Source organism: Nonomuraea sp. NPDC048882 (assembly GCF_040649755.1).
Taxonomy (GTDB): Bacteria; Actinomycetota; Actinomycetes; order Streptosporangiales; family Streptosporangiaceae; genus Nonomuraea; species Nonomuraea maheshkhaliensis.
On sequence record NZ_JBEZGB010000013.1, the window covers coordinates 389,145 to 403,460 of the forward strand.

General features: G+C 64.5%; 18 protein-coding genes, 1 tRNA gene and 1 pseudogene. 14 read left to right on the top strand and 6 right to left on the bottom strand.

Translation table 11 applies throughout. The annotated features are described in order from the left end of the window. Positions 1-12 precede the first annotated feature (12 nt). From AB0C27_RS39590 to mscL, 4 genes are all read left to right on the top strand, one after another. Complete coding sequence (locus tag AB0C27_RS39590; protein WP_357855467.1) at positions 13-336, top strand: FmdB family zinc ribbon protein; 324 nt, start codon at positions 13-15, stop codon at positions 334-336. Between the two features lie 228 nt (positions 337-564). Beyond that, positions 565-1,371: an S-methyl-5'-thioadenosine phosphorylase gene (locus AB0C27_RS39595; protein WP_357855470.1), complete on the top strand. Its 807-nt coding sequence runs from the start codon at positions 565-567 to the stop codon at positions 1,369-1,371. Next, positions 1,368-1,964 (top strand): flagellar biosynthesis protein FlgA, encoded by a 597-nt coding sequence (locus tag AB0C27_RS39600; RefSeq protein ID WP_357855473.1) that lies wholly within the window; start codon positions 1,368-1,370, stop codon positions 1,962-1,964. Before AB0C27_RS39595 ends, AB0C27_RS39600 begins: the two co-directional genes overlap by 4 nt. Before the next feature lie 23 nt (positions 1,965-1,987). After that, positions 1,988-2,392, top strand: a complete 405-nt coding sequence (gene mscL, locus AB0C27_RS39605; protein ID WP_357855476.1) for a large conductance mechanosensitive channel protein MscL — start codon at positions 1,988-1,990, stop codon at positions 2,390-2,392. Positions 2,393-2,397: 5 nt separating this feature from the next. On the opposite strand, the gene AB0C27_RS39610 is transcribed toward mscL, so the two are convergent. Further along, a complete protein-coding gene (locus AB0C27_RS39610) occupies positions 2,398-3,339 on the bottom strand; it encodes a D-alanyl-D-alanine carboxypeptidase family protein (RefSeq protein ID WP_357855479.1) in 942 nt (313 codons plus the stop codon). A gap of 1,256 nt (positions 3,340-4,595) precedes the next feature. On the opposite strand from AB0C27_RS39610, the gene AB0C27_RS39615 reads away from it, so the two are divergent. After that, positions 4,596-4,668 (top strand) — tRNA-Arg (locus AB0C27_RS39615). 467 nt (positions 4,669-5,135) lie between these two features. Continuing rightward, positions 5,136-5,351, top strand: coding sequence for a hypothetical protein (locus AB0C27_RS39620; RefSeq protein WP_357855482.1), 216 nt, complete (start codon positions 5,136-5,138; stop codon positions 5,349-5,351). A gap of 12 nt (positions 5,352-5,363) precedes the next feature. Here the strand turns inward: AB0C27_RS39620 and AB0C27_RS39625 are convergent, their stop codons facing one another. Then, positions 5,364-5,942 carry a hypothetical protein gene (locus AB0C27_RS39625; RefSeq protein ID WP_357855485.1) on the bottom strand — a complete coding sequence of 193 codons (579 nt, stop codon included), beginning with the start codon at positions 5,940-5,942 and terminating at the stop codon, positions 5,364-5,366. 170 nt (positions 5,943-6,112) lie between these two features. On the opposite strand from AB0C27_RS39625, the gene AB0C27_RS39630 reads away from it, so the two are divergent. Together AB0C27_RS39630 and AB0C27_RS39635 are read left to right on the top strand one after the other, a co-directional pair. Next, positions 6,113-6,676, top strand: coding sequence for a hypothetical protein (locus AB0C27_RS39630; protein WP_357855488.1), 564 nt, complete (start codon positions 6,113-6,115; stop codon positions 6,674-6,676). A gap of 332 nt (positions 6,677-7,008) precedes the next feature. Next, entirely contained in the window at positions 7,009-7,626 is a 618-nt protein-coding gene (locus tag AB0C27_RS39635) for a hypothetical protein (protein ID WP_357855491.1), read from the top strand. Positions 7,627-7,705: 79 nt separating this feature from the next. Here the strand turns inward: AB0C27_RS39635 and AB0C27_RS39640 are convergent. Both AB0C27_RS39640 and AB0C27_RS39645 read right to left on the bottom strand, forming a co-directional pair. Further along, positions 7,706-8,329, bottom strand: a pseudogene (locus tag AB0C27_RS39640) (transposase); the annotation flags it as partial. Between the two features lie 31 nt (positions 8,330-8,360). Further along, a protein-coding gene (locus AB0C27_RS39645; protein ID WP_357855494.1) for an IS5 family transposase occupies positions 8,361-9,204 on the bottom strand; the annotation gives its coding sequence in 2 pieces (ribosomal slippage) (positions 8,361-8,429 and positions 8,431-9,204; 843 coding nt in all). A 137-nt stretch (positions 9,205-9,341) separates the two neighbouring features. Here AB0C27_RS39645 and AB0C27_RS39650 point away from each other — a divergent pair. From AB0C27_RS39650 to AB0C27_RS39660, 3 genes are all read left to right on the top strand, one after another. Then, a complete protein-coding gene (locus AB0C27_RS39650; RefSeq protein ID WP_357855497.1) occupies positions 9,342-9,500 on the top strand; it encodes a helix-turn-helix domain-containing protein in 159 nt (52 codons plus the stop codon). Between the two features lie 74 nt (positions 9,501-9,574). Further along, entirely contained in the window at positions 9,575-9,883 is a 309-nt protein-coding gene (locus AB0C27_RS39655) for a winged helix-turn-helix domain-containing protein (RefSeq protein WP_357855500.1), read from the top strand. Positions 9,884-10,138: 255 nt separating this feature from the next. Then, on the top strand, positions 10,139-10,417 hold the full coding sequence (locus AB0C27_RS39660) for a transposase (RefSeq protein WP_357855502.1): 279 nt from the start codon (positions 10,139-10,141) through the stop codon (positions 10,415-10,417). A gap of 91 nt (positions 10,418-10,508) precedes the next feature. On the opposite strand, the gene AB0C27_RS39665 is transcribed toward AB0C27_RS39660, so the two are convergent. Next, positions 10,509-11,429: a hypothetical protein gene (locus AB0C27_RS39665; RefSeq protein ID WP_357855505.1), complete on the bottom strand. Its 921-nt coding sequence runs from the start codon at positions 11,427-11,429 to the stop codon at positions 10,509-10,511. A 91-nt stretch (positions 11,430-11,520) separates the two neighbouring features. Between AB0C27_RS39665 and AB0C27_RS39670 the strand changes: the two genes are divergently transcribed. Continuing rightward, entirely contained in the window at positions 11,521-11,838 is a 318-nt protein-coding gene (locus tag AB0C27_RS39670; RefSeq protein WP_326634810.1) for a hypothetical protein, read from the top strand. Here AB0C27_RS39670 and AB0C27_RS39675 read toward each other — a convergent pair whose 3' ends face one another. Then, entirely contained in the window at positions 11,839-12,183 is a 345-nt protein-coding gene (locus AB0C27_RS39675; protein WP_326634809.1) for a hypothetical protein, read from the bottom strand. 381 nt (positions 12,184-12,564) lie between these two features. Between AB0C27_RS39675 and AB0C27_RS39680 the strand changes: the two genes are divergently transcribed. Beyond that, positions 12,565-13,479, top strand: coding sequence for a helix-turn-helix transcriptional regulator (locus AB0C27_RS39680; protein WP_357855509.1), 915 nt, complete (start codon positions 12,565-12,567; stop codon positions 13,477-13,479). A gap of 116 nt (positions 13,480-13,595) precedes the next feature. Then, on the top strand, positions 13,596-13,805 hold the full coding sequence (locus AB0C27_RS39685) for a DUF397 domain-containing protein (RefSeq protein WP_326634807.1): 210 nt from the start codon (positions 13,596-13,598) through the stop codon (positions 13,803-13,805). The last annotated feature ends 511 nt before the right edge of the window (positions 13,806-14,316 follow it).

Consider the following 14,316-nt stretch of genomic DNA (forward strand, 5'->3'; position numbering starts at 1 on the left):
AAGGAGGAGCGCGTGCCGACCTATCAGTACGCCTGCAACGACTGCGGTGAGCAGCTCGAGGTCGTTCAGAAGTTCACCGACGATGCGTTGACGGTGTGCCCGAGCTGCCAGGGCAACCTGCGCAAGGTGTTCTCGGCCGTCGGCATCGTGTTCAAGGGTTCCGGCTTCTACCGGACCGACAACCGCTCGTCGTCGGGCTCGTCGTCCACGGCCGCGTCCTCTTCTGGTTCTTCCGGCGCGAAGTCCGGCGAGAGCAAGTCGTCGTCGGAGTCGAGTTCCTCGACGCCGTCGACCGCCCCCGCGCCGGCCGCCGCCTCCACGACGACCTCCAGCTGACCTTCTCAGGGCCTGGGGCCTGCCCCGGGCGCTCGTACGGCCTGCTTACCCGAGAGCGGGGCGGAGACCGGCCGCAGTGGGCGGACAAATGCCGACATGCCGGTTGATGTCATCTAACGCCGGTCAATGTCGGCTGATGTCGGCGCGCCGCAACACCCGAACCCCGTTATCCACAGAACGGCGTTCGGGTCGTTCTAGCCGCACCCCGCTCCCGCTACTCTCTGCGCCATGGTCACTCGCGCAGACATCGGCGTCATCGGCGGTTCGGGCTTCTACTCCCTGCTGGACGACGCCGAGGAGCTCCAGCTCTCCACTCCCTACGGCCCCCCGAGCGATGTCGTCACAATCGGGCGCATCGGCTCGCGTTCGGTGGCGTTCATCCCCAGACACGGGCGAGATCACCGTTTCCCGCCCCACCGCATCCCCTATCGCGCCAACCTCTGGGCGCTGCGCTCACTCGGCGTCCGCCAGGTGCTCGCGCCCAGCGCCGTGGGTTCGCTGAAGGCCGAATACGGCCCCGGTGCCCTGGTGGTGCCCGATCAGCTCGTCGACCGCACCTCTGGGCGCGTACAGACCTATTACGACACCGACGGCGCGGTCCACATCTCCTTCGCCGACCCCTACTGCCCGTCCGGCCGCGCCGTCTCGGTCAAGCGCGCCCAGGAGGGCGGCTGGCAGACGGTCGACGGCGGCACGCTGGTCGTCATCGAGGGCCCGCGCTTCTCCACGCGCGCCGAGTCGCAGTGGTACGCGGCCAACGGCTGGTCGATCGTGGGCATGACCGGCTTCCCCGAGGCGATCCTGGCCCGCGAGCTGGCCCTCTGCTACACCTCGATCTCCCTCGTGACCGACCACGACGCCGGGGTCGAGGCCGGCCAGGGCGTCACCCATGACGAGGTGCTGGAGTTCTTCGCCGGAAACGTCACCCGCATGCGCACCCTGGTGTCCGAGACCGTCCAGGCCCTCCCCGAAGAGCGCGCCTGCTCCTGCGGCTCGGCACTCGACGGCCTCAAGCTGCCCTTCGAGCTGCCGTGATCCGATCCTGGCTGACACGCTACGGCCGTCGCCGCCGCCTCGTCGCGGCGGCGTTCGCCGCCCTGTCCGTGCTGGCCGCCTTCCTGGCCACCCGCCCCGCCACCTCTGCCCCTACGGTCCTGGTGGCCTCGCGCGACCTGGCCGCCGGCCCACTCGATCCGGCCGACTTCCACCCGGCGGCACTCGTCCCGCCGCCCGCCGGGGCGGTGCGCGCCCTCTCCCCATCGTCGGCCCAGACCCTGGCCGCCCCCATGCGCAGAGGCGAGCCCCTCACCGACGCCCGCCTGCTGTCCTCTTACCGCCTCCCACCGGGCCTGGTGGCCACCCCGGTACGCATCTCCGACCCCGCCGCGGCCGCCCTGCTCTCCCCCGGCTCCACGATCACCCTCCTGGCTTCCTACGCGGAGGGCGTACCCGCACGCCAGATCGCCCCTGACAGCCAGGTCCTCACCATCCCCAAAGCGGCGTCGTCCTCCTCCTCGTCCGACGGCAGCCTGATCGTCCTGGCCACCACCATCACCCAGGCGGCCGAACTGGCCACCGCCCAGGCCCACGCCCGCCTGTCGATCACCATCAAACCTAACCCTGGGTAATGACTCGACTACGATCACTTCCCATGAACGGATTCAGAAGGTTCCTCACCCAGGGCAATGTCATCGACTTGGCCGTCGCGGTGGTCGTCGGTGCCGCCTTCAACGCGATCGTGCAGTCGTTCGTGGCCGACCTGCTCACGCCGCTGATCTCGGCGTTCGGCGGCCTGCCCGACTTCTCCTCGCTCAAGGTCACCATCGGCCAGTCCAACTTCATGTACGGCAACTTCATCAACGCGGTCGTCTCGTTCCTGATCGTCGCCGTGGTGCTCTATTTCCTCGTCGTCAAGCCGTACACCCACTTCAAGGATCGCGCCGCGGCCAGGATCGAGGCGATGACCCGCGACTGCCCCGAGTGCCTCTCGGAGATCCCCAAGGCGGCCGGCCGCTGCGCTTTCTGCAGCGAGGAAGTCACTCCAGTAAGCCTGTAGAAAGATCAGACCAGCGAATCGATCTTGGGGTCGTACTCCCAATGCCACGGCTCGAACGGGCTGCTGTAGGCCCACGACGGATGGAACCACCCATACCGCTTCGAGTTCTTCTCCATCCACACGAACTCCGCGGACCCCGACCGCTCCACGCCGCCACACAGGTCCACCGCCAGCCCGAGCCCGTGGTTGCTCCGCCCCGGCACCGCCGCGAACCCGGGCCGCCGGTAGTAGACCGACTGCTGCTCGGCCAGGCTCCGGTAGGCGTCCGTCACACACATGGCCTTCCCGAACCGGCGCCGGTAGGCCTCGTTCAGACTGACGAACGCGATGGTGGCGTCGGCCCTGAGGCTCTGCCCCTTCTGCTGCAGGGGGCAGAGCATCGACGGGGGGATCAACCCGTTGGGATAGTGATCGGCCGTGGCCGCCCGCAGCGGATTGCACCCCAGCGCCGCCCGCCCCACCTTGTCGATCTTGATACCGAGCTTCACCAGCGCCGAGGTCAGCGACTTCACGATCTTGTCCGACCGCTGCCGCAACGTGTCCACTTCGGCCGCCAGCTGCGCCTCGGCCAGCAGATTGCCGGCCCGCAGTTCCTGCGCCTCACCGGCCAGCCGCTCGGCCTCCTTGTACAACGTGCTGGTCTGCTCAACCGCCTGCTGCCGCACGGCCACCATCTGGTTCGCGTCCGACAGCGCCCGCAAGGTCTTCTCATCCGCGCCACCCGTCAGGAACGGCAGGATGCCCCCCATGAGCGGCTGCTGATAGAGCAACTCGGCCATCTGCGACACCGGCTGCCGCATCGCCGCCACCCGCTGCTCCAGCTGCTGCAGGGAGGCGAGCTTGGTCTTGAGCGTCCGCTCGGATGCCGCGATCTCAGCCCGCCGCTTCTCCAGCGCCTTGGTGGCCTCTTCCAGCTCCTTGGCCGACTTCTCGGCCTCTCTCCGCAACTCAGTCAGATTGGACGGATCCCGCCGATCCAGCTGAACCCGCGCCTTCACGTACGCCTTCGAGTGCACCTGAGCCTGAGCCGACCCCTGCCCACCGGGCACGAGAAGAGAAGCCACCGCCATGACAACCGCGATCAGACCTGCTGATCGAGGGGCTGGCACGTTCGACTCCTCCGTTTGCACTCTCGTTACCCAAGTCAGGCACGCACGTTACTACAGCCCCCGGAGTGTCCGGACCGAACTCGGAAGAGCTGTTATGAGACAAATAGCCCACTTTGCTCAGCTCGCCCTGTCCCGCCCACACACCGCCACCCCAAACCCGCACGCACCTCCAAAGATCAGCACCACTTATCGATCAGTACGCCCAGCCAACCCCCTGCGGTTCACCTCCCCTCCACCCAACTCCCCCGCACGCCCCACAACCCGCGCCCACAACATCGGCACGAGCGCGGGAGCACCCTCGATAAGGAGGTGCACCCACCCCTCCCTCGCAACCCACAACGTCACCACGACCGGGGAAGCCCACTCGATGACGGCGTGCACCATCCCCTCCCGCACCCTCACAACCCCCACACCCAACCCTCCCGCGCAACCCACATCCCCAGCACCCAGCCCTCCCCCGCCACTCATATCCCCGGCACCCAACTCTCCCCTGCCCCTGCCCCTACTCCCGCCCTCTCCTGCTCCCGATCCCGGCACAACTCCCACAACCAGGTGTCCACCCACTCCCCCGGGCACCCGTCCCGAGTCCGCACAGGAGCCGGCGTCACAGGCTCCTCAGGCAGAGCCTCCTCCTGCGGCTCGGAAGCCACCACAACCTCCTCCTCCGGCGCCTCCTCCTCCACAGGAGGCGAGACCTCTTCCTCCCGCACAGGTGCAGGCACAACCCCCTCATACCACCGATCAGGCCGAGGCGGAGCAGGCACCAACACCGGCTCCAACGCCATCCCCCGCCCCCAACTCGGCACAACCATCGGCGGCCCCGCCAACCCAAGCCCCCGCATCTCCCCCGCCAGCAACCCACCCGCCAAAATCGCCGGCGCCAGCAACGCCCCGAACAGAACAACGGGCCGCCGACGGGCCTGCGTACATCGCCTCCTGGTCACGAGCAGACGGTATCCACGCCCCCCGAACCCGCCACCGACCGCTTGCCATGGCTTTACCGCAGCTCAGAGCACCCATAACCAACCCCACAAAACTGATCGGGGCCGCACGTCGCGTGCAGTGCCAGACTTTCGCTAGGCTTACGAGAGTCCGCCTCCGTAGCTCAGGGGATAGAGCACCGCTCTCCTAAAGCGGGTGCCGCAGGTTCGAATCCTGCCGGGGGCACTCACCTAGATCGGCATTTCAGGCCCCTGACCTGCGGTTTCACAGCCGCAGGTCTTTTGTTTCGCCACCCTCGATAGGCAGCGGACAGTGCCCGTACGCAGCCGTACGACCATGATCAGGGGACATACGGGGGATGATCTTGCAGGCGTTCCCCCAGGTCAACCCCTGATTTCGGGTAATCCACGCAGCAACAACCCGCTACGACTGCCTCTGCCCGCGGGCGACGCAGCCCGTCGATCGCGCCAAATACGTGCGTACAACCCGGAACGGCAACCGGTCATCGCCATCGAGGACGTCGTTACTCTCCTGGGCTACACCCTGGCCGTGGACTATCGCGATCGGGCAGCCACCATGCCAGATCCTTCCCGCTGGAGGGCCAGGGCTCAGCCAACCGGGCGATGCCGCCGGCAAGCCAAACTCGTACACCACGCCCGTGGACGCAACCCAGTGGGCTGCTGCTGGCCGTTATGGTCACCCCAGCTGACCGGCAGGATAGCGACATCACCCGCGACCAGCTGGGGCGAATCGAGCTGACTCATCCGGAGCTGACTTTGCCCAGGGCCGACAGCGCCCACGGCAGGGCGGGCCGTGGCGGCGGCGAGATGGAACTGGTCGGGATCGCCGTGCACGGGGGACGGAACGGCGTGGATAAGGCACTGAAGGGCCTGACGCTCCACCCCTGAGCACGCCCCCGCTTATGACCGGATGGGGATCTGGTAATAGGTACGGGGCGACGTCCACCATTCCCGGTCGGCGAAGCGCCCCGTAATCCGCCCTGCCACGCAGAACATCAGGTGCGCCTCGCGGGCGGTGCCGCTCCTCCTTCCGAGTTCCAGCCCCGCCGTGTAGGGCCGGTAGTCGGGAAGCTCCATGTCCCCGCCTTCCTCGTAAGGCGGGGTGACATCACCGAGCCGCTCTCCGTCGTAGTTCAGATACAGCGGCTCAAGCCCTTCCCCCACCTCTCCCGCGTTGTACATCTCGAAGACCCGCCGCTTGCCCAGATCCCGGAGGGCGGGGTGGAACGAGTACATGCCGAAGACGAACAGGTGGGTCCAGCCGGGCGCGTGCGGGCCCATCCAGACGCCCTGGGGGATCGTGTCCCAGCGGGCCATCAGCGTGCGCAGGTCGCACTCCATGCGGGAGGCCGGATCCACCTTGAGCAGCCGCGCCAGCTCCTCCTGGTCGTCGCTCTCGGCCCAGAGGCAGTGGAAGGCGGACGCGAGCCAGTCTCCGTGCTCGACCAGCAGGTCCCACTGGTTCTCCTCTGAGCACACCAGGGCCTCCAAGAAACTCGGACCGGTTCACTCGCCCCTTCAGCTCTGGGCCAGCTGGAGGGCACGTCAACCGGATCATCCTCCTATGGATGCCGATAACAAGGGGCCCTACGGTCTGGCGGAGAGTATGGGCTAGCTGGTTCCGCGATGAACCTGGACAATCACCTATCGTGATGGGGATCTGTGGCTTCGAACCGGCCTTCCTCGTCGGACTCGAAGCCGTCCGCGAGGCACACGGACCGGCTCTGGCCGCGCTTGCCGGCAGGCGTCTGACGGGGTTCGCACTCGTACGCTTCGCCGAGGACGGGGACTGGTTCGCCGACTGCCCCGTCGTCCTGGACTTCAACGGCGTCCAGGCGGAGATCTGCCACTGGAAGTTCGACGAGCTGTCGATCGGTAGGAACACCATCGACACGACGGCCGCGATCAGCGGCTGGGAGTACGTCCAGCAGACACCAACGTGGTCTGGCACCGACGAGCGGCTCGAGCCGTTCGTTGGCCAGGAACTCCGCGAGGTCGCCCTGCTCGAGTGGAGGGCATCATCACGTCATGATCTGGCGGGCGGCACCCTCGCCGTGGAGTTCGTCTTCGGTACCGGCCGGTTCCACATCGCCAACGCTCTCGATGAAAACAGCATCGAAGTCGGCGAAGCCCATCCTGAATTCGTGAGACACCGGCTGGACCGACACACAGCCCGGCCAGGCCGGCCCCTGATAGATCTCGGCGATCGATAACAGGGTCGCCCGAGCCGGCGCTGATTCGCAAGGACGTAGGCCAGTAGCGTGGATACGCTAGCGAACTGACTGAGCAACCCGTCCAAGACCCCCTTGCCGTCGTTGACTGCGTGGCCAGCCTCGCCCCGGCCGCGGCACCAGGCGTGAGGTCGACAGGGCATGGTGGAGAGGTACTCATCAGGCCCATCAAGTCGGCGTCGTCCGCGCTTCCGCCGGAGTCTGCCCGAGTTCGACGATGTGGAAGAAGAGATCAAAGCGGTGGGTATCGAGGGAATCAGCTGTGGACGGAAGGCTCTGCTGGTGAAAATAGGGAGCCTGTGGAGAGGAGCGGTGTGAGGGAAACTGAGGCGCGGTTGCGGAGTGCCCTCGCCTCGGCCGTGAGCGCTCTGCGGGGTTCGCGCCATCTCAACGTCGTCGAGCTCGGAGCGGCGGGGGTCACCACGTTCGACGTGCACAGGGACGAGACGGGCACACCTCGGGCGGCCACCGGGCTGATGCTGGCGTGGCGTGAACTGGGAACCCCGCCGGGACGGCGGCGCATCGTGCAGGCCGCGGGCGGAGTGTCCGACGAGGCGGTGGTCATCGTGTGCTCCGCACCGGGCGAGGACCTACCAGACCTGGCCGGGTCTTGGCTGGCCGAGACCCGGCCCGGCTCAGTGCTGGAGCGCGTCCCCGGCCTGAAGGTCGCGGAGCTGTTACGCGAGGTTGTTGCCGACGAGCCGCTCCAGCAGCCGTATGGACTGATCGGCCTCATTCCCGATCCTCTGGGCGGGGAGCCTCGGCCCGCCGCCGTGACCGTCTTCCCCGCGGGTGTGGCCCGTGGCGCAACGGCCGAGCTGGTGGGACTGCGTCCTCGTAACCGAGCGTTCTGCGCCGCATGCGAGCAACCTACGCAACGCCACCGCTTGAGGAAAGCCGGTTCCGTAAACCAGGAAGTGGGCACGTCTTGACCACTACCCTGCGCACCTGGCGCTCCCCCGCTGCATGGTCTAAGAGGGCATTTGATTTGAGCAGATTGCGGCTTATGCCCTAGTAGGTGCCTCGCCAGGTTGGAGTGGTCTCGTCCGTTATGCGCTTGGTGAGGTTGTCAATCGACGCGATGTAGATCATGGCTTCGGAGCTGGCAGGAAGGGTTTCGTAATCGCGTGTCAGGCGTCGTCTTAACATAAGCCAGCCGAGGCTGCGTTCCACTACCCAGCGTCTTTTAACGACTTGGAAGCCGCGGACGTCGGGGTTTCTGTTGACGACTTCCACGTCGATTCCGAGGCGGGCCCCGTGTTCGACTGCAGCGTTCTTGAATCCAGTGTCGACCCAGGCCTTGGTGATGGTCGGGTGGGTTTCCTTGACGGTGTTGAGCAGTTGTATTCCTATGGCGTTTTCGGAGAGGCTCGCGGCGGTGACGGTGACGGCGAGCAGGAGGCCGAGCGCGTCTGTGACGATGCCTCGCTTCCGGCCGACGATCTTCTTGGCGGCATCCGTTCCCTGGCTGGTCAGGGGTACGTTGGTGGAGGTCTTGACGCTCTGGGTGTCGATCACGGAGGCGGTCGGCTCGGGCTCGCGGCCGGCCTTGACGCGGGCCGGTCCGGTCAGGTCGTAGTTGAGTTGGGCGAGTATCCCTTCGTCGCGCCAGACCGCGTAGTAGGCGTACACGGTGGCTGGCCCGCTAGAGGGTGTCTGAAAAGGGTCAGAGCGAGCGCCCGCTGTGGCGGTGTAGCAGGATCATGCTCATTGCGAGATAGATGACGTTCTCGGAGGGTCGTGGTCAGGTACTCGTAGTCTTTGGCCAGGCGGCGATATTTACCCAGCCAGGCGAAAGTGCGCTCGACCACCCAACGCCTGGGCACGAGCGAGAACCGCGGGATCTGCTGCGGCGGAGTTCCTTCCTTGACCCAGGTGGAGCGGAATCCGCCATCACGGCGCACGACGATCTGCAGGGTGACGCCGAACTCCTCCAGGAGCCAACCGATGAAATCGTGTCCGCGATAGCCCTGATCAACCCAGACATGCTTCAGCCGCCACAAGAGTCCGCGAGCACGGGACAGCAGCACGACGGCGCCGTCGCGATCGTTGACGCTGGCCGGGCTGACGCAGGCGGTGACCACAGTGCCGAGCGTGTCGACCAGCAGGTGCCGCTTCACTCCCGGAACCTTCTTACCTCCGTCATAGCCGTGCAAGCCGCCGCGGTCGGTGGCCCGCACACTCTGACTGTCGATGATGCCCGCGCTGGGCGTGGGGTCACGACCGCCGCCGGCACGGTCCCGCTCGCGTAATCGCGCCAGGATCTGTTCCCATCGACCCTCGATCCGCCAGATGCGCCAGTAGTGGTAGACCGTCTGCCACGGCGGCAGATCGTGCGGCAACAGCCGCCAGGCGCACCCTGCCCGCACCCAGTACGCCAGCGCATTCACGATCTCCCGACGCTCATGCACGGCAGGCCGGCCGCCCGGCTTGGGATCGGGAATCAGCGGATCGAGCAGCTCCCACTCAGCATCGGACAAATCGGTCGGGTATGGACGCCGAGGAACCATCGCACGCCTCCAGGCTCACGCCCCCCGACACCTGTCAGCATGACTCGCCCGACCCTTTTCAGACACCCTCTACACAGTTTGAATGCGTAGAGTCCTAGCCTCCTAACGGATCGCGATCCGCGCGGTACGACCGGAACATGCGGTACGGACAAAGGGGTGGGTACACGCCCGCGGAACAGGAACGGCGGGAGCGTGTACGGCTGCAGGCGGCCGAGTGGTTCGAGGCCGGCGAGTCGACCAGGACGGTCGCCGCGCGGTTACGGGTACACGAGCGGTCGGTGACCCGCTGGCGTTAGGCATAGCGAGAGGGTGGCACATCAGCGCTGCGGTCCAAAGGGCCGGTGTCGAGGGAGAAGCTGTCGGCCCGGCAGTGGCGCGACTGGATGCCGAGTTACGGCGCGGGCCGCTGGCCTGGGGCTACACCGAAGACCAGTGCTGGACGCTGGGTCGGGTAAAGACGCTGATCGGGCGGCTGTTCCACATCGGCTACACCATCGAGGGCGTGGGCAAGCTGCTCCATCGCCACGGCTGGTCGGTGCAGGTCCCGGCCCGGCGCGCCCTGGAGCGGGACGAGGAGGCGATCGCGCTGTGGAAGGCCGAGGTGTGGCCCGCGGTAAAACAACCGCGGCGGACCTGGGCACCTACCTCTGCTTCGAAGACGAAGCCGGGCAAGGGCTGAGGCCGCCGAAAGGACGCACCTGGGCACCGGTCGGCGCCCGGCCGGTAGTGACGATCCGCGGCAGAGGCTCGGGCCGGGTCAACCTGGCCGGCGTCGTCTGCTACCGCGATGGCGAGCGGCCGCACCTGTTCTACAAGTTGCGCGTCTACCACGCCCGCAAGAGCGAGCCCAAGACCTTCTCCTGGATCGACTACCGGGACCTGATCGTGGCCACCCACCAGCACCTGGGCGCGCCATTGGTGTGGTGCTGGGACAATGAATGTGCACCTGGCCGGCCAACTCGCCGACTTCGCCACCGCGAACGCCGACTGGTTACGCATCGTCCAGCTCCCCGCCTACGCTCCTGAACTCAATCCCGCCGAGGGCATCTGGTCGCTGCTCCGCCGGGCCCTGGCCAACTTCGCCGTCACCGACCTGCCCGGGCTCGTCCGCATCGTCAAACGCAAGCTGAAGAAGATCCAGTACCGGCCCCACCTGCTCACCGGCTGTCTCACCCAGACCGGGCTCACCCTCGATAGCCCGACAAACCCATGACCGACCCTACGAATTCAACCTGTGGACCAACCCTGCCCGACTACCCGTATGAGCATCGCCGACAACTCACACCACCCGTACTCATGTATTGCTATTTGGAGACCTGCGGCACGACAACAAGTCCCTCAGTGTCGGTGAGCTTCTTGGCTGGACATCCGGCTTGTGATGGCAGCACTACCACCGGAGCATCCAATGTCCCACCAACGGCGACCCCATCCAATAGCCTCCCCGCGCACGGATCGTTCTTCGCGGGCGGAGTGATCACTCGAACACTTGTTGGATTCTTTACGGCTATACGAGCGGGCTGCAGCGACGGCAGCCCCAAGAGGAGCAATACACTGAAAACGAAGGGGACGCCAGACCATCTCATAGCTCTAACGAGACGCTCATATCTCCGTCGCGTCTCGAAGGAAGCGGCAGCATCCATGACGCGCTGGATGCGAACTTCGAGGTCGAGCACGAGGTTTCTTAACGCGTCCCGATCAGAAGAGTCGTTAATGTTGTACTCGTACGTCCCGATTCGCACCTTATCGTCAGGGGTGCCCGGCTTGGCTAGAACCTTCTGCGCCGAGGCGCGATCCGAGATCAGTTGCCAGATGGCGTCCCTTGACACCCCCAGCAAGTCGATGCGGCGTTCAACCGCGATGTAGGTGATGAGCGGCGACGTTGGCGGTTCAAGACGGCGGTAAGGGAAGTTGCCGCTGTCAGCGCGGTCCAGCCCAGCAAGCTCATCGATGCTTCGGCGGGGAGTTGCCAGTACGGCGGCTGCATTGTAAAGAGTCCAGCCAACACTACCCAGGGCGACCAAAACCCCCAGCACGGTCAGCCCAACAGCCCAGACTCCGGCATCAGTGACGACTGTGAGGTTGCGTAATTGGATGCTGCTGCCGAGTATGACGGCTACGACCGTGCCACTTGCCCCCGCCAACCACTTCGTAGCCGACCGCAGGTCAGAGGCGTGTGACACGTCATTCGCTGTCGCTGATAGGGGTTCCGACTCGAGGCTGCTCATGACCAGTTCCTTGTCCGCATTGATGGGTCGGGTCGCATACCAAGGGGTAGATGTAGTACAAAGGTAGTACGCAGATTTGCAAGGATGGCCCATGAGCGTTGAGAAGCCACCAGCAGGTCCAGGGGATGTCCGTATTTACAAGATGCGAGATCTCAACCAGAGGACTGCTGAAGTGATCCAAGAGATCAATGACTCAGGCAAGCCTGCGATCATTACCCGTCATGGACGTTTTGTTGCCCTTATATCTCCACTGCTCAATCGAGGCCTTGAAGGTGAACTTATCGCGCGCCTTTTGGAGCGAGAGGGTATCGAGACTCCGCGTGGCGGCCATTCCCCTGAAGGCAAAGTGGAGACCAAAGCGCGACTGACCGAAGATCTGGCACGCCGACTGGGCATAGACTGGCCGTGACTAATCCCTGACTGAAGCCAATTCGGAAAGAGGCAGCACGCGCTCCACCAAGGCGATGACATGCCTATCCGCTTCGCGATACTCACGGTCACTGGGTGCCCGATAGACAAAATAGCGGTTAGCCGCCGCCTCGTCACAATCATCTGCTGCTCCGGTGAGAGGAATGGCGCGGCGCCAGGCAAGGCTTCCCTCGCGGCCCCTGACGTACCCTTCGTCAGGAGAATCTCTACGTGGAGGGAAAACGAGGGCGCCTTCCGCTGCCTTCAGGATCCTGCTGATGACGGGAGCTTCTCCGATTTCTATGAGATCAGCCTCCGCCATTTTGCTCCACAGGACTCTGGACACATTCCCTCCCGAACCGGCACAACCTTCGTCGTAGCTACCCAGAGGGTGTAACGCAGCGCATCTTCAGTTGCGGCGACCTCCTCTAGCCTCTGGTGCTCGCCCGTGAGACGCACTCAACCGTCTCCCAAACACCCACATCAGGCACTCAGCCGTGCATCACGCTCCGTCAGCTCATCTCCACATGCAAGGTAGCAATCTGCTATCTTGCATCGCATATCCTAGCAGAAGGTAAAGAAGCGCTGTCCGATCCTGCGATCGAGTGGCCTCGCGTACCGCATCTGCCTGCTTCCGCAGGTCACCCACACCACAGGGCCCGCTGGCTGACGGCGGCGGCCCTGCCCGAATGAGGTAGCGTGAGGCGCCCCGCATAGCACCGCAAGGATGGCGCTTGAGGTGCGGACCGGGTTACGGAAAGTGAGGTGTAGTGCTGTGAATCAGCATGGTCCTGTTGTCCAGGGGGCGCTTCTCCGCAGGAGGCTCATAGAGCTCCGAAGGCTCGCGAGATTAACGCAGGAAGAGGTCGCCAGGGATTTGGAGTGGCATACCTCGAAGCTGATCCGCATAGAAGGAGGGCGGACAGGAGTATCTCGCGTCGACCTTGACGCGCTGGGGCATCTCTACGGAGTTTCAGATCCTGCCGTCATGGAAGAGCTTCGCCACTTGAACAGGGAGGCGCGCTCAAAAGCGTGGTGGAGCAGTTTCAAGAATGACGTTTCGGATGCCTATCTGACGTATATCGGGTTCGAGGCGGGCGCTTCCGCTATCAGGCAGTTTCAGCCCTTGGCCATACCTGGGCTGCTGCAGACGGAGGCCTACGCCGAGACCCTGGTAGACGCTGCCACAGATATGGCCATACTGAAGCAACTCGTACAACTTCGCAAGCTACGCCAGGAGACCCTGAGGCACCGTCCAGTACCGCCATGTGAGTTGTTTGTACTCGATGAAGCAGTTATTCGCCGGCGAGTAGGAGTGCGGCGTGATCGCACTATAATGCCGACTCAGCTCCGGCACATGGTAGAAGTGGCTGAGGGTAACGAGCACATCAGTATCAGAATCGTGCCATTCGAGTCAGGCTCCCATGTCGGCATGGTGCGTGGCGCTTTTACTCTACTTGAGTTCGATAATGGCCTGGGAGAGCTTCTCCATCGCGAAAACGGGGATCTTCACGAGACACTAGTCGGCGAGGACCCTCGCATCAGGCATGTTCGTGCAGACTTCGAAGCCATTCTCGATGAAGCATTGGATCCGACCGAGTCGCTGGCGCTCATCCTCGAGACAGCTGCGAGTATGGAGTGAAGGCTGCCGGCTAGTCGGCAACGTACCCCTCCATTCGCGAAGCGTCATCCGCGTGCGGTCTGTACGATCTTGATCCGCCAGGCTATTCTCTTACCGACATGGGGAGGACAGGCTTGATGACTCAGGGGCCCGGCGACCCGCCTGAGCTGATCTGGCGAAAGAGCTCTGCGAGTACGACAGGTGAGTGCGTGGAGGTAGCGTTCGGCCTAGATTCAGCTTACGTCCGCGACTCCAACTCGCCTGACGGAGCGGTTCTTGAGTTCAGCCGCTCGGACTGGACGGCTTTTGTGGCTGGTGTGCGCAGGGGTGAGTTCGACTGGGCCTAAGGCATGCTGATACTCACAGAATAGGGAACGTCACCCTCCGGAATGCGAGAAGCGGTGCTCGCTACTCACTCGGGGGATTATGTTCGGTCGCCACGGCCGCAAGGTAGCCGGACGTCTTACCCGCCGATCTTTAGTGTCTGCCTATCAAAATGGCCAGTTAGACAGATCGCGAAGCAAGAGCACTCGGCAGCCAGTCTACGACCCAGCGTGCAGGTTCGCGAGAATTGCGCCTTTCACGGAAGAGGATCACTCAAGGGCAAGATTGCATGCTTTGAGGCCGTCAGAAGCCAATCCCTATTGCCGTTCCCCGGCATCACGAAGGTCACCCCGTACGACTCCGCCTTTAGCACCTACAGCAATCTCATGACCAGCAGCACGACCGAGAGATCAACAGGTGATGCATCGGGGACAGCTAACCTCGATCTTTCGTGATCAAGGTGTGGCCAGCTGAACGGTTCGGCTGAGGGTCGAATACAGGCGGTGGTCAGCGCGCTGGCCCGGCTGTCGCGCC

Bases quoted from the DNA above. Each gene is read 5' to 3' on its own strand.
- AB0C27_RS39685 (WP_326634807.1), top strand. From the start codon at position 13,596: ATGACTCAGGGGCCCGGCGACCCGCCTGAGCTGATCTGGCGAAAGAGC.
- mscL (WP_357855476.1), top strand. From the start codon at position 1,988: ATGAACGGATTCAGAAGGTTCCTCACCCAGGGCAATGTCATCGACTTG.
- AB0C27_RS39670 (WP_326634810.1), top strand. From the start codon at position 11,521: ATGAGCGTTGAGAAGCCACCAGCAGGTCCAGGGGATGTCCGTATTTAC.
- AB0C27_RS39650 (WP_357855497.1), top strand. From the start codon at position 9,342: ATGCGGTACGGACAAAGGGGTGGGTACACGCCCGCGGAACAGGAACGG.
- AB0C27_RS39660 (WP_357855502.1), top strand. From the start codon at position 10,139: ATGAATGTGCACCTGGCCGGCCAACTCGCCGACTTCGCCACCGCGAAC.
- AB0C27_RS39680 (WP_357855509.1), top strand. From the start codon at position 12,565: ATGGCGCTTGAGGTGCGGACCGGGTTACGGAAAGTGAGGTGTAGTGCT.
- AB0C27_RS39620 (WP_357855482.1), top strand. From the start codon at position 5,136: ATGGTCACCCCAGCTGACCGGCAGGATAGCGACATCACCCGCGACCAG.
- AB0C27_RS39665 (WP_357855505.1), bottom strand. From the start codon at position 11,429: ATGAGCAGCCTCGAGTCGGAACCCCTATCAGCGACAGCGAATGACGTG.
- AB0C27_RS39595 (WP_357855470.1), top strand. From the start codon at position 565: ATGGTCACTCGCGCAGACATCGGCGTCATCGGCGGTTCGGGCTTCTAC.